General features: G+C 71.5%; 13 protein-coding genes. 3 read left to right on the top strand and 10 right to left on the bottom strand.

The annotated features are described in order from the left end of the window. Positions 1–70: 70 nt before the first annotated feature. Positions 71–3,649 (bottom strand): chromosome segregation protein SMC, encoded by a 3,579-nt coding sequence (gene smc / locus CUT39_RS11775; RefSeq protein ID WP_100446746.1) that lies wholly within the window; start codon positions 3,647–3,649, stop codon positions 71–73. A gap of 209 nt (positions 3,650–3,858) precedes the next feature. Further along, on the bottom strand, positions 3,859–4,047 hold the full coding sequence (locus CUT39_RS11770) for a hypothetical protein (RefSeq protein WP_100446744.1): 189 nt from the start codon (positions 4,045–4,047) through the stop codon (positions 3,859–3,861). A 319-nt stretch (positions 4,048–4,366) separates the two neighbouring features. Between CUT39_RS11770 and CUT39_RS11765 the strand changes: the two genes are divergently transcribed. From CUT39_RS11765 to mutM, 3 genes are all read left to right on the top strand, one after another. After that, positions 4,367–5,080 (top strand): CAP domain-containing protein, encoded by a 714-nt coding sequence (locus CUT39_RS11765; protein WP_100446742.1) that lies wholly within the window; start codon positions 4,367–4,369, stop codon positions 5,078–5,080. Between the two features lie 228 nt (positions 5,081–5,308). Beyond that, the gene (locus CUT39_RS11760) at positions 5,309–5,950 is read left to right on the top strand and encodes a helix-turn-helix transcriptional regulator (RefSeq protein WP_100446740.1); all 642 of its coding nucleotides are present in this window, start codon (positions 5,309–5,311) and stop codon (positions 5,948–5,950) included. A 7-nt stretch (positions 5,951–5,957) separates the two neighbouring features. Then, entirely contained in the window at positions 5,958–6,788 is an 831-nt protein-coding gene (gene mutM, locus CUT39_RS11755) for a bifunctional DNA-formamidopyrimidine glycosylase/DNA-(apurinic or apyrimidinic site) lyase (RefSeq protein WP_100446738.1), read from the top strand. Positions 6,789–6,792: 4 nt separating this feature from the next. Here the strand turns inward: mutM and rnc are convergent, their stop codons facing one another. The 8 genes from rnc to CUT39_RS11715 form a co-directional block, all read right to left on the bottom strand. Continuing rightward, positions 6,793–7,509, bottom strand: coding sequence for a ribonuclease III (gene rnc / locus CUT39_RS11750; protein WP_100446736.1), 717 nt, complete (start codon positions 7,507–7,509; stop codon positions 6,793–6,795). A gap of 182 nt (positions 7,510–7,691) precedes the next feature. Beyond that, positions 7,692–7,865 carry a 50S ribosomal protein L32 gene (gene rpmF, locus CUT39_RS11745; protein ID WP_100446734.1) on the bottom strand — a complete coding sequence of 58 codons (174 nt, stop codon included), beginning with the start codon at positions 7,863–7,865 and terminating at the stop codon, positions 7,692–7,694. A 27-nt stretch (positions 7,866–7,892) separates the two neighbouring features. Continuing rightward, positions 7,893–8,468, bottom strand: a complete 576-nt coding sequence (locus tag CUT39_RS11740) for a YceD family protein (RefSeq protein ID WP_100446732.1) — start codon at positions 8,466–8,468, stop codon at positions 7,893–7,895. Positions 8,469–8,582: 114 nt separating this feature from the next. Next, entirely contained in the window at positions 8,583–9,095 is a 513-nt protein-coding gene (locus CUT39_RS11735) for a hypothetical protein (RefSeq protein WP_100446730.1), read from the bottom strand. 62 nt (positions 9,096–9,157) lie between these two features. Continuing rightward, the gene (gene coaD, locus CUT39_RS11730) at positions 9,158–9,652 is read right to left on the bottom strand and encodes a pantetheine-phosphate adenylyltransferase (RefSeq protein WP_100446728.1); all 495 of its coding nucleotides are present in this window, start codon (positions 9,650–9,652) and stop codon (positions 9,158–9,160) included. Further along, the gene (rsmD, locus tag CUT39_RS11725; protein WP_100446726.1) at positions 9,649–10,206 is read right to left on the bottom strand and encodes a 16S rRNA (guanine(966)-N(2))-methyltransferase RsmD; all 558 of its coding nucleotides are present in this window, start codon (positions 10,204–10,206) and stop codon (positions 9,649–9,651) included. The genes coaD and rsmD overlap by 4 nt, the downstream gene beginning before the upstream one ends. A 28-nt stretch (positions 10,207–10,234) precedes the next feature. Continuing rightward, positions 10,235–12,439 (bottom strand): ATP-dependent DNA helicase RecG, encoded by a 2,205-nt coding sequence (recG, locus tag CUT39_RS11720; RefSeq protein WP_100446724.1) that lies wholly within the window; start codon positions 12,437–12,439, stop codon positions 10,235–10,237. After that, complete coding sequence (locus tag CUT39_RS11715; RefSeq protein ID WP_100446722.1) at positions 12,436–14,019, bottom strand: DAK2 domain-containing protein; 1,584 nt, start codon at positions 14,017–14,019, stop codon at positions 12,436–12,438. The genes recG and CUT39_RS11715 overlap by 4 nt, the downstream gene beginning before the upstream one ends. Positions 14,020–14,033: the final 14 nt, after the last annotated feature.

Genomic DNA, 14,033 nt, shown 5'->3' with positions numbered 1-14,033 from the left:
AAGCCTCTAGTGCACGACCACCATACTGACCGGAGCCCGGGCGCGGCCCGAGAGCTTCGCCACCACCGGATCAGTCCTCGTCGCGGGAGAACTTCTGGCTGATCACCTGCGTCACGCCCGAGCGCATGGTCACCCCGTAGAGCGCGTCGGCGACCTCCATCGTGCGCTTCTGGTGGGTGATCACCAGGAGCTGGGAGTTCTCGCGAAGCTGCTTGAGCAGCTCGAGCAGGCGGCCGAGGTTGACGTCGTCGAGTGCCGCCTCGACCTCGTCCAGCAGATAGAACGGGCTGGGCCGGGCGCGGAAGATCGCGCACAGCAGCGCCAGGGAGGTCAGGGACCGCTCCCCGCCGGAGAGCAGCGAGAGCCGCTTGACCTTCTTGCCGGGCGGCCGGGCCTCGACCTCGACTCCGGTGTGGAGCAGGTCGTCGGGGTCGGTCAGGACCAGCCGGCCCTCGCCGCCGGGGAAGACGGTCTGGAAGACGTGCTCGAACTCGCGGGCGGTGTCGGCGTACGCCTCGGCGAAGACGTCCTGGATGCGGTCGTCCACCTCCTTGACGACCGTCTGGAGGTCGGCCCGGGTCCGCTGGACGTCCTCGAGCTGCTCGTTGAGGAACTTGTAGCGTTCCTCCAGGGCGGCGAACTCCTCCAGGGCGAGCGGATTGACCTTGCCGAGGAGTTTGAGCTCCCGCTCGCCGCGGGCGGCGCGCTTCTCCATGATCGCCCGGTCGAACCGCGCCGGCTCGGGGGCCGCCTTGCCCTTGTCCTCGGCCTTCGCGACCTCCTCGGCGGTGGGCGGGACCGGCCGCTCGGGTCCGTACTCGTTCAGCAGGGTCTCGATGTCGACGCCGAACTCGGCACCGGCCTTCTCCTCGAGCTGCTCGATGCGCAGGCGCTGCTCGGCGCGCGCGACCTCGTCGCGGTGGGCGGCCGAGGTGATGCGCTCCAGCTCGGCGGCGGTGGTGGCGGCGCGCTCGCGCAGTTCGGTCACGGCGGCCTCGCGGCGCGCCTGCTCGGCGGCGATCCGGTCGCGCTCGATGGCGGCCGACTCCAACGAGTCGGTGAGACTGACTCCGGCGGACTCGGCGGCCTCGGACACCACGGCGGCGACGGCGGCGCCGCGGGCGCGGGCGGCGCGGCGGGCCTCGGCGCGGTCGCGGGCGGCGCGCTCGGACCGCGCCTGGCGGGCCAGCGCGTCGGCGCGCCCGGCGAGCGCGGAGGCGCGCTCTTCGGCGGTGCGGACGGCCAGCCGGGTCTCCATCTCGTTCCGGCGGGCCGCTTCGAGTTCGCGCCCCAGGTCGTCTCGTTCCTCTGTGGATGGCTCTTCGATCTCGGGTTCGGCTTCGAGGGTCTCGAGCCGAGCCTCGAGGTCGGCGAGCCCGGCGGTGTCGGTTTCGCGGGCTTCCTGGGCGCGCTCCTTGGCCCGGGCGAGGCGGGTGACTTCGGCCTCGGCGCTGCGGGCGGCGGCGCCGAGCTCGGCGAGGCGGCGGGTGACGGCGTTGTGGGCGGCCTCGGCCTGGCGCTGGGCGCCGCGGACCTCGTCGGCGGCCGCTTCGGCCTCGGTGAGGGCGCCGCGGGCCTGTTCGAGCTGCTCGCGCAGTTCGGCGGCCCGGGATTCGGCCCCGACCTTGCGGTCGCGGGCCTCGTCGACGGCGGCCTGGACCTCGATGTAGGACTGCGTGGCCGCAGAGCCGCCGTGGGCGGTGGCGGCACCGAGGACGTCGCCCTCGCGGGTGACGGCGGTGAGCTCGGGGTGGGCGGCGACGATGGCGCGGGCGGCGTCGAGGTCGTCGGCGACGACCATGCCGGAGAGGACGGCGCGGACGGTGCCGGCCAGTTCGGACGGGGCCGTGACGGTGTCGGCAACGGGCATGTACCCGGGCGGGGCCGGGTCGTGCGCGGCGGCGCCGGCGATGAGGAGTCCGGTCTGGCCGCCGTCCTCGTCGCGCAGGAAGCGCAGCGCGGCGGCGGCGCTGTCGGCGTCGGTGACGGCGACGGCGTCGGCCAGGCGCCCGAGCGCGGCGGCGAGGACGGCCTCGTAGCCCGGTTCGACCGTCAGCAGGGCGGCGACGCTGCCGAGGATCCGGTCCGAGGAGGGTGCGGCCTCGTCGGGCGCGCCGGAGGCGTCGGAGGCGCGGGCCAGGAGCGCGGCGGCGCCGTCCTTGCGGCGCAGCCCGACCGCGAGGGCCTCCTCGCGGGCCGACCACTGCGAGGACTCCCGGTCGGCTTCGCGTTCGGCCGCGGTGAGGCGGTCGACTTCGGCCTTGGCGGCGTCGACGCGGGCGGCGGCGGCCGCGAGCCGCTCGTCGAGTTCGACGTCGGCTTCGGTCGTCTCGCCTTCGGCCTCGGCTTCGGCCTCGGCTTCGGCGGCGGCCTCGGCCCGCTCCCGGGCCTCGGCGAGAGCGAGGTCGGCGCGTTCGAGCTCCTCGGTCGCGGCGGCGGTGCGGCTGCGCAGGGAGTCGACGCGGCCGCGGAGTTTGGCGAGGGCTTCGCGGCGCTCGGCGGCGGCCTTGACGGCGCCGACGATGCGCTGCTCGGCTTCTGCGAGCGCGGCCTCGACCCGCTCGCGGGTCTCGACGGCGGTGGCGAGGCGCTCGGAGTCCTCGGCGATGCCCTCGCGCAGTTCGATCTCCTGCTCGCGGATGCGCTCGGCTTCGGTCTCGAGGACCTCGGGGTCGCGGCCGGGCCGGTCGTCGCCGGCGTCCTCGGAGAGGTAGCGGCGGCGCTCGGCGGCCAGTTGGGCGGTGGAGCGGAGGCGTTCGGCGACGGCCTGGAGCCGGTACCAGGTCTCCTGGAGGCGGGCCAGGCGCGGTTTGTCGGCGGCGTGGGCGGTCTCGATCTCGGTGATCTGCGCGGAGAGCCGCTCGTGTTCCTCGGCCAGGACGGATTTGCGTTCGCGCAGGTCCTGTTCCTCGGCGAGGTCCTTGGCGATGTTGCCGCGCAGGACGGACAGGTCGTCGGCCAGCAGTCGCAGGCGGGCCTCGCGCAGGTCGGCCTGGATGGTCTGGGCGCGGCGGGCGAGTTCGGCCTGGCGGCCGAGGGGTTTGAGCTGGCGGCGCAGTTCGGCGGTGAGGTCGGAGAGGCGGTCGAGGTTGCCCTGCATGCCTTCGAGCTTGCGGAGGGCCTTCTCCTTGCGCTTGCGGTGTTTGAGGACGCCGGCGGCCTCCTCGATGAAGGAGCGGCGGTCCTCGGGGCGGGCGTGGAGGTAGGAGTCGAGTTTGCCCTGGCCGACCAGGACGTGCATTTCGCGGCCGATGCCGGCGTCGGACAGGAGTTCCTGGACGTCGAGCAGGCGGCAGCGGTCGCCGTTGATCTCGTATTCGCCCTCGCCGCTGCGGAACATGCGTCGGGTGAGCGAGACCTCGGTGTAGTCGATGGGGATGGCGCCGTCGGCGTTGTCGATGGTGAGGGTGACCTCGGCACGTCCGAGGGCGGGGCGGCCGGTGGTGCCGGCGAAGATGACGTCCTCCATCTTGCCGCCGCGCAGGGACTTGGCGCCCTGCTCGCCCAGGACCCAGGCGATGGCGTCGACGACATTGGACTTACCGGAGCCGTTGGGGCCGACGACGCAGGTGATGCCCGGCTCGAAGCGCAGGGTCGTGGCCGAGGCGAAGGACTTGAAGCCCTTCAGCGTGAGGCTCTTGAGGTACAACGGGTCAACTCCGGTACGCGTCTGGACGTGCTGAGGTTGGTCAAGACTACAAGGCGGCACCGACCGGGGCAGGCATATCGCGTGCCGGTCACCCGCGCGAACGGTGCGGATCTACCCCGGTGCGGGGGTCGCCGAACGGGGCCGGACACAACAATGCGCGCCGGCTGTCGTGCAGCAGGCGCGCCGTGTTCTTCTGTGCGCGAGTGACGCTAAGTCAACGCGGGCTCGGACAGCCGCATCAACTCCTCGGCTTCTTCGTGTTGAACCTCGTTCTCCCGGGCGCGAAGCTCGGCGAGTTCGGTCTCGAGGCTGCGTACCCGCGCACGTAGCTGGACCACTTCTTCAAGCAGGCGCTTGTTCGGCGCCTGGCCGACGTGGCCGTAGAGGGCTTTCGCCATAGTTTCTCCTTGCGATCGCGTCGTTTGGTGACGGTGGTGTACGCACCATAAATAACGTCGCATGTAGCTGAGTGAATTTTTGGCAGCCAGGGCCAGTTACCCCGGCCTGGACCAGTGGAGCACGGCTCGTGAACACTGATCGTCTCTGAACATCATCCGCCCGAGCGGCGGTCCTCGTCAAGCTTTACACATCCTTTGCCCTCCGCTTTCGACGGGGGTCACAACCGGCGATCCCCGTCACCCTTCGCGACCTGATATGGTGCCCGACAAACCGGAATATTCATCATGTAACTCCGTGTAACGAGGTCGCCGCACCCTCATGACCAGACCCAGAGGCGGGCGCCATCGCAATCCCGCCGAAGGCCGGCGCCGGATGTTCCTGGCGATCATCCTGGCCTGCGCTCTGCTCGCGGCGACGATCTCACTTTGGGCGCTCGACTCGCCACTGGGCGACCGGCGCACCGCCGCCGGCGGCGTCGATTCCACCCGGCTGGGTGACGCCCCGGCCTCGGCCGAGGCACTGCCCGACCTCGACATAGACGACGCCTCGGTCCGGGCCCAGGACGCCGAGGAGGAGTCCGCCTCCCCCGCGCCCGACGAGGACGAGCAGAGCGAGGACTCCGAGCCGAGCGGCGGGGACGACGGCGGCGGAGCGCCGGACCGGACCCGCGAGGAAGCCGTCCTGGCCCTCGTCAACGACGAGCGCGCGGCCGCCGACTGCGGCCCGCTGGAACCGGACTCGCGGCTCGACACCGCTGCCCGACTGCACGCCGAGGACATGGCCGCGAACGACTACTTCGACCACACCTCGCAGGACGGCCGCAGCCCGACCGACCGGGCCGCCGAGCAGGGCTACGAGGGCGGCGTCGGCGAGAACATCGCCTACGGCTACCCCGACCCGGCGTCGGTCATGGAGGGCTGGATGAACTCCGAAGGCCACCGCGCCAACATCCTCAACTGCGGCTACAACGTCCTGGGCGTCGGCACCGCCGACCGCGACGGGACCATCTACTGGGTCCAGAACTTCGGTTGAGACAGGACGGCACGACCGAACCGCGGCGGTCGAACCTCGGTTACCGCCGCTGCGGCAGGACCAGCATTATCGCAGCTCCCACCCCGAGGTGACCCCCTTCTGTCGGCCATCCGACTCAGACCTGGACTCGGCGATTACAAACAGTCATTCTGAGATCGCCGCCCGAAAGGGCGCGCGACCGGGGAGGCGAGCAGAAACTCGAAGGACGAGGTGCCAACCGTGCGTGTCATGCTGTACGACCCCAATCAGGTGTTCTCAGCCAGCATCCGACCCCTGCTCCACCGCCGCGGCGACATCACCGTCGACGCCGGGAGCCCCAAGGCGCTCGCCTCAGACGACGACCGGGTCGACTGCTGCCTGGTCGCCCTCGAGGCGGTATCCAGAAACCGGATACTCACCGACTGCAGACGGCCGGTGTTCCTCATCACCGACCGCGAGGACGGCGCGGTCCTGCGCAAGGCCGTCTCGATGTCGGCCCGCGGGATCGCCAACACCCACATCATGCCGCAGGACCTGCTGGTCGCCGTCGACCGCAGCATGACCGACCCGCCCTACTACGACCCGCGGCTCCTCCGGGCCGCCCTCCAGCCCGCCCCCCTGCTCGGCGCCCGCGACGCGCACGAACTCGCCGACCACCTCACCCCCCGCGAGGACGACGTCCTGCGCCGCATCGTGCGGGGCGAGCCCACCAGCCACATGGCCGCCGCGATGGGCGTGTCGGTCTCGACCGTCCGCTCCCACGTCCAGAACGTCCTCGGCAAGCTCGGGGTCAATTCCCGGCTGGGCGCCGTCGCCTTCGCGATCAACTACGGCCTCGAGACGGTGCACGACGGGAGCCCGCAACTGAGCTCGGCGCCTTCGGCCCCATAATGGGTCCGTGCCGGAACTCCCCGAAGTAGAGACCGTCCGCCGCGGCGTCGACGCGGCGATCCGCGGCGGACGCATCAGCGCCGTCGAGGTCCACCACCCGCGGTCGGTGCGCCGCCACCTCCCCGGCGCCGACGACTTCGCCGCGACGCTGACCGGACTGACCGTCAACGGCAGCGGGCGACGCGGCAAGTTCATGTGGCTGCACCTCGACGACGGACGGGCGCTGGTGTGCCACTTGGGAATGAGCGGCCAGTTCCTGGTGAAGGACGCCGGGGCCGAGGCGCACCGGCACCTGCGGGCGCGCCTGCGGTTCGCCGACGAGCAGGAGCTGTGGTTCGTAGACCAGCGGACCTTCGGGTGCCTGGAGGTCGCCGACCTGGACGGCGCGGTACCGAAGACGCTCGGGCACATCGCGCCCGACGTGTTCGAGCCCGAGTTCGACCCCGCGCGGTGCGCCGCGCGCCTGCGTTCGCGCCGCATCGAGGTGAAGAAGGCGCTGCTCGACCAGACCTGGATCAGCGGGGTCGGCAACATCTACGCCGACGAGGCGCTGTGGCGCGCGGGCATCCGTGGCCGGCGCCCGGGCGCGCGTGTCTCGGAGCGCGAGGCCGCCGAGCTGCTGCGCTGCGTCGAGGCGGTGCTGGCCGAGGCGATCGAGGCGGGCGGGACCTCATTCGACGAACTGTACGTGCGGGTCAACGGCGAGTCCGGCCACTTCTCACGGGACCTGGCCGTCTACGGCAAGGCGGGCCGACCGTGCCGCCGGTGCGGCACCGCGATCCGCAGAGAGGTCATCGGGGACCGATCGGCCCACTTCTGCCCGGACTGCCAGCGCTGAGGCACTACCGCTGCCTGACGCCCAGGCGCTCGGAGAGCACGCGCCAGGCCAGTTCGGCGGCGATCTGCTCGGCGTCCTTCTTCGAGCCGCCGGTCCCTTCGCCGAACTCCTCCCCCGCCACCACGGCCCAAGCGGTGAACCGCTTGGCGTGGTCGGGGCCCGATTCGGAGATCCGGTATTCGGGCACGCCGAGGCCGGAGTCGGCGGTGAGCTCCTGCAGGCTGGTCTTCCAGTCCAGGGCCGCACCCTGGCCGGCGGCGCGCTCCATCAGCGGGTCGAAGAAGTCGTGGATGACGCGCTTGGCGGTCTCGATCCCGTACTGCAGGTAGATCGCGCCGAGCAGCGCCTCCACCGCGTCGGCCAGGATCGAGTTCTTGTTCCGGCCGCCCGAGGACTCCTCGCCCTTGCCGAGGTAGAGGTGGGGGCCGATCCCCGCGGCGCCCATCCGGCGGGCGACGCCCGCCAGCGCCTTCATGTTCACCACCGACGCCCGCAGCCGCGCCAACTGCCCCTCGGGAAGGTCGGGGTGGTTGCGGTACAGGGCGGTGGTGATCACCAGGCTGAGGACCGAGTCCCCGAGGAACTCGAGGCGCTCGTTGGTGGGGATGCCGCCGTGCTCGTAAGCGTAGGAGCGGTGGGTCAAGGCGAGACGCAGCAGTTCGGGGTCGACATCGCTGACCCCGAACACCGCTTCGAAATGCTGTACTGCCTTGTCGCCCATAAGTCTCCCACTCAGGCTTACCGATCGGGGCGTCAGTGGGGCCGTCTCCGGGCCAATCCGACCGGGCCGGTGAGGAGCCGGTACGTCTGCGGAGCTTGCGGAGCGTACTCGCGGCGAGTCCAGCCGCCGCTCGGATTGTTCTGAGGCGGTCCACCCGGGCCACAAGGGCCCATTCGGGCCCTCTAGGTCTCGAGGATCTGGCGGCCCTTGTAGGTTCCGCAGACCTCGCAGACCTGGTGGCCGCGCTTCTGGGCGTGGCACTGCGGGCACTCGACCAACCGCACCGGGGCGGCCTTCCACTGCGACCGGCGGTGCCGGGTGTTGCTGCGCGACATACGACGCTTGGGAACAGCCACTTCAGTACTCCATACTTTTCCGCTGTGCTACTTCGATCCGTCGTCGCCTTCGGCGTCGACGAACCGCAATTTCTCCAATGCCGCCCATCGCGGATCCACCGACTCGTGCCGGTGGTCGGCGGGCAGCTCGTCCCAGGGGACGCCGCAATCGGCGCACAGCCCCGGGCAATCGGGCCGGCACAGCGGGGTGACCGGCATCGCCAGCACCAGCGCGTCCCGAACCGCAGGCTCCAGATCGAGCAGATCCCCCTGGAGCCGCAGAATCTCGTCTGCGTCAGTGGTCTCTTCGGTGACGGAGCCTTCATAAGCGTACAGCTCCTGCACCGGGACCCTGACGGTGTCCTCGATCGGTGCGAGGCACCTCGCACACTCGCCCGAGACCGGCGCCTCGACCTCGCCGTTGGCGAGGACGCCCTCGGTGACGGCCGTGAGGCGGAGATCGATCGCAAGGGGCGCGGATTCGGGGACGCGGTACACCTCGAGCCCGAACGCCTCGGGCGCGACGACCTCGCGCACGACCTCGACGGTCGCGCCGGCGCTGCGCCCCAGCTCCGCGGTGTCGACCACCAGCGGGGCGGCGGGATCCAGAGCGGTGTTCGTCATCGCTGAACTGCGGTCCTAACCTTCAGGGAGACATGCCTCGATCGAGGCCGACCGACAATGCTACCCCAGCGGGTCCGACCTCCCCAAACGAGGCCCGCCGGGCGTTGGAGCCGGTCAGAACTGAGGCAGTGGCTTCTCCTCTTCCTCGGGCGCTTCCTGCGGCGCGGTGAAGGTGCCGATCTCCCGCAGGGTGTGCATCTTGTCCCGGCCGCGTTCGACGCCCGACAGGGCGCGGTGCAGGAACTGCTCGAAGTTGGCGAGCGTGGTGTCCACGTACTCGTCGACCTCGTCGCGCAGCCGCTGCGCCTCGCCGCGGGCCTCGTTGATGATGCGGTTGCCCTCGTGCTCGGCCGACACCGTCACCTCGTGGCGTGAGACGAGCCGCGCGTGCTCGGCCTCGCCCTCGGCGATGATGCGCTCTGCCTCCCGCTCGCCTGCCTCGATGATCTTGTCTCGCTCCTGCAGCATGGCCTCGGCGCGGCGGATGTCCGCCGGGAGCTCGTTCTGGAGCTCCTCCACCAGCGCGATGAGCTCGGCGCGATCGATCTTGCAGCTTCGGGACATCGGGACGGCCTTCGCCGCCTCCACATAGGCGATGATCTCTTCGATCCTGTCGAGCGGACCCACCGATTTGCTCCCGTCGATATCTGTCATGGGGTTATTGTCCCGTATTGGGGCCGGTTTCACCGTCAATCCCGGCGCATGCGTTCCACCAGTCGTCGTTGGACGACCTCCGGCACGTGCGGCGAGATGTCCCCGCCCCACTTGGCCGCGTCTTTGACCATGGAGGACGAAAGGAAAGAGTACAGCGGATTGGTGGGCATCATCACCGTCTCAACGCCTCCCAACCCGTAGTTCATCTGGGCCATCTGCAGTTCGTAGTCGAAGTCCGACACCGCGCGCACGCCCTTGACGATGACGCCGACGCCGTGGTCGGTGCAGAAGTCGACGACCAACCCGCGGAACGAGGCCACCCTGACATTCGGCATGTCACCGGTGGTCTCGCGCAGCAGCTCCACCCGTTCCTCGACGCTGAACACCGCATTCCTCTTCGAGGCGTTGTGGAAGACCGCGACCCAGACCTCATCGTACAACTGTGAGGTGCGGCCGATGATATCGAGATGACCGTAGGTCACCGGATCGAACGAACCGGGACAGACGGCGTGCCGAGCTTCAGGTTTCACAGCCGGGAACCGTAGCAAAGGGCGGTGGTGCCGTAGCGCCGGACGCGGTCCGATGCGATCCCGGCCGGCCACGGGACGGTCGCGCCCTTGCCGGAGCGCTCGACGACCACGTCGGCGCCGGGCGCCAACCAGTCGTGCGCCACCAGGGCCTTCAGCATCGTCGATACCGCCTCGTCGGCGACCTCGTACGGCGGGTCGGCGAAGACGATGTCGTAGGGCTCGGCGGGCGCCGAGGCGAGGACCTTCTCGACCGGGGCGCAGATCACCCGGGCCCCGGTCGCGCCCAACTGGTCGATGTTGCGCCGCAAGACCTTCGCGGTCTGAGAGCGGGACTCGACGAGCAGGGCGTCGGCGGCGCCGCGCGAGAGCGCCTCCAGTCCGACCGCGCCGGAACCGGCGTAGAGGTCGGCGAATCGGAGTCCTTCGAGATCGCCGCCCGGGGCGAGGGCGTTGAACAGCGCCTCCCGGACGCGGTCCGAGGTGGGTCTGGTGCGGTCCCCGTGCGGCGTGGCGAGGCGGCGGCCCTTGAGGGCGCCGGCGATGATCCTGGTCACCCGGCCAGTCTAGTGCAGCGGCGCCCGGTCAGCCCTTCTCCAGGTAGTCGCCCCGGTCGGCGGCGAGATCGCCGACCAGGGCGGCGAAACGCGGCTCTGAATCCAGCCCCCGGTCGGACTCGACGAGTTCGGTCGCCTCGCGCCGTGCGGCGTAGATGATGTCGGCGTCGCGCAGCAGCGACAGCAGCTTGACGTGCGACTTCCTACCGGACTGGCTCGCGCCCAGCACATCGCCCTCGCGCCGCTGCTCCAGATCGAGCTCGGCCAGGGCGAACCCGTTGGTGGTGGAGGCGACCGCGTCGAGCCGGTCCCTGGAGGTGCTGCCTTCGGCGGCCTCGCTGACCAGCAGGCACAGTCCCGGGTGGCGCCCGCGGCCGATGCGGCCGCGCAACTGGTGGAGCTGCGAGATGCCGAAGCGCTCGGCGTCGAGGATCACCATCGCCGTGGCGGACGGGACGTCCACGCCGACCTCGATCACGGTGGTCGCGACCAGCACATCGAGATCACCGGCGGCGTAGGCGCGCATGACCCGGTCCTTCCGGTCGGGCTCGAGCCGACCGTGCAGCAGCCCCAGGCGCAGTCCGCGGAGCGGACCGGCGCGCAGCTCGTCGAACACGTCCGTGACTGCCAGCGGCGGGCGGGGCTCCTCGTCGCCGGCCTGGTCGTCGGCCTCGTCCCCGCCGACCCTGGGGCAGACCACATAGGCCTGGCGCCCGGCTGCGACCTCCTCGCGGACCCGGGCCCAGGCGCGGTCCATCCACCGGCGGTCGCGGTAGGGCACGACGTGGGTGTCGATGGAGCCGCGGCCGGCCGGCAGCTCGGTCAGACGGCTGGTCTCCAGGTCGCCGTAGACGGTCATCGCCACCGTCCGCGGGATCGGAGTGGCGGTCATGACCAGGGTGTGCGGCGGTCGCTCGGCCTTGGAGCGCAAGGCATCGCGCTGCTCGACCCCGAACCGGTGCTGCTCGTCGACCACGACCAGGCCGAGATCGGCGAAGTCCACGCCGTCGTAGAGGAGGGCGTGGGTGCCGACCACGATCCCGGCCGCACCCGACCGCACGTCATCCAGAATGTCCCGGCGCTGGGCGGCGGTGGCCGAACCGGTCAGCAGCACGACGCGGGTGGCCTCGTCCGGGGATCCGAGCTCCCCGCCGCGGGCCAGCTCGCCGAGCATCTCCGCGATCGACCGGTGGTGCTGGGCGGCGAGGACCTCGGTGGGCGCGAGCAGCGCGCACTGTCCGCCGTGGGCGACCACCTGCAGCATGGCCCGCAGCGCGACCAGGGTCTTGCCCGAACCGACGTCGCCCTGGAGGATCCGGTGCATCGGGTGCGGCCGGGACAGTTCGGCGGCGATCTCCTCCCCGACCTCCCGCTGCCCGGCGGTCAGCTTGAACGGCAGCGACGCGTCGAAGCGCTCGAGGATCGGCCCGCCCGGCCCGTAAGGCGTGGCCGCCTCGAGCGCGGCCTCGGCCTTGCGGCCCACCAGCACCGCCTGCATGACCAGCGCCTCCTGCCACTTGAGGCGCTGCTTGGCCGCGCCGAGCGACTCGAAGGAGTCGGGGCGGTGGATCTGGCGCAGCGCGGTGGCGTAGTCCATCAGGTGCCGCCGGGACCGCACGGCGGCCGGCAGCGGATCGGGCGGGTCGGCGACCGTGTCGAGCGCGATGCGCACGCACTTGGCGATCTTCCAGGTCGGCAGGTCGGCGGTGGCCGGGTAGACCGGGATCAGCGCGCCGGCGAACTCCTCGACGGCCTCGGCCCCGTCGGCGCCCTCCCCTTCGAGGAGCTGGTACTGCGGCGAGTTCAACTGCAGCCGGCCGCGGAACTGGGCGACCTTCCCCGCGAACAGCCCCCACGTGCCGGGGGTGAGCTTCTTGTCCCGCCACGGCTGATTGAAATAGGTCAGCGTCAGCGTGCGTCCGGCCTCGTCGGCCACCACGATCTCGGTCAGCATCCGGCGGGGCGGCCGCTTGCCGCTCTTGCCGTCCTTGCCGCGCTTGGCGGGCTTGCGCGGCAGCTCCCGGGTGTTGGCGGCCCGCACCTGGGCGAAGACGGTGACCTCCTCTCCGATCCGGAGGGCGCCCAGATCGGCCGGCTCGCCCCGCTGGGCGTAGCGAAACGGGTAGTGCCCCAGCAGGTCGGCGGCGGTCCGGAGTCCCAGTCCCCGGTCGAGCGCGGCGGCGGTCCCGGCGCCGACGACCTCCCGCAGCCGGGTCCCCAACTCGACGGTCATTCCGCTCCAATCAGCAGCAGCGGTTCCTCTTGGCCGGCGGGCAACTGCTGGAGTTCCACCAGCGGCCACGCCTTGCCGACATGATCGCCGAGGGCTGTGACAGTCTCGGGGTCCGACGCGGCCCCGGGCAGCAGCGTGACGAGTTCTGCCCCAGCCGAACAGAGCCGGTCGACCAGATCCAGCGCGGCCACGGCCGGGTCGGATCCGGTGTGGACGACATCGCCGTCTACCAGGCCGAGAGCCTCGCCGCCGGAGAACCGGACCTCGCCGGTGCGGCAGGAGGCGGCGGCCTCGGCCATCGAGATGACGTCGTCGTCGAAGGGCCGGTCGGCGTCGTGGACGGCGAACGCGGCCAGGCTCTGCATGATCGAACGGGTGGGGATCGTGGCGACCCGGTAGCCGTCGCCGCGGGCGGCGTGCGCGGCCTCGCGGACCGCGTCGATCGCGCCGGCGGCGTCGACCAGGACGATCGCGTTGGGGCCGCCGCCGGCGCGGATCGCCGACAGGACGTCGTCGACGCCACCGGAGCCGGCCACCCGGCAGCCCTCGTTCTCCAGCAGGGTCCGCAGCTCGGTCAGGGAGGTGACGGCCACGACCGCGCGGTCCAGGTCGGGGCCGTAGGGGCGGGAGTAGGCGTCGTCGAAGCGGGTCACCGAGATCCGGTGGACCCGGCCGCACTCGAGTCCGGCCTCGATGGCCGCGCCGATGTCGTTGACGTGGACGTGGACGTTGAAGGTGGTGACGTCCTTGGCCGCCCGCGAACCGATGATGACCACCGAATCGCCCAGCTCGGTCAGCCTATGCCGCAGGTCAGTGGCGCCCCCGGCCGAGGATTCCAGCAGGTACTGCACCTCGTAGTCGAACGCCTCCGAGCCGGTCTCGCGCGGCACCTCCTCCAGCGGCGCGCTGGTGCGGGTGCGGTGGCTCTCGAGCAGGTCGAGCGCCCCGGTCGAGGAGCTGCCGGTGAGGGTCTCGACCAGGGCCTCCAGCATCAGGGCCAGGGCCAGGCCGCCGGCGTCGACCACACCGGCCCGGGCCAGCGCCGGCAGTTGCCCCGGCGTGGCGGCGACGGCGTCGGCGGCGGTCTCCGCGGCCGCGCGCACGGCCGAGACCAGTCCGAACGGGGCGGCCTTGGCGGAAGCGGAGGCGGCGGCCTCGGCGACGGTGAGGATCGTGCCCGCCGTGGGCACGGCGACCGCGGCGGTGGCGGCGTCGGTGGCGGCGCGGAATCCGGCGGCGAAGCCGCGGGCGTCGACGGCCTCGGCCGTCCAGGCGTCGGCCAGGCCGCGCAGCATCTGAGCGAGGATGACCCCCGAATTACCGCGCGCCGCCAGCAGCGCCCTTCCGGCGGCTTCGTCCAGCAGCGCCGGCAGCGGCAGATCCGGGCTCGCCCCTTGGAAGGCCGCCTGGAGGGTGGCGAGCATGTTGGTGGCGGTGTCGGAGTCGGCCACGGGGAACACGTTGAGCTCGTCGACGCCGCGCCGGTGTCGGGTCAGCGTGTCGATCGCGCGCGCGGCCCATTCGCGGACGGCGGCGGCGTCGAGGGCCTGCGGGCCCGGTTCAGGGATGTCGTCAGCCACGGCACCTCAGGATA

The organism is Glycomyces xiaoerkulensis (assembly GCF_002798405.1).
Classification (GTDB): Bacteria; Actinomycetota; Actinomycetes; order Mycobacteriales; family Micromonosporaceae; genus Glycomyces; species Glycomyces xiaoerkulensis.
This window is presented reverse-complemented; position numbering and strand designations above follow the sequence as displayed.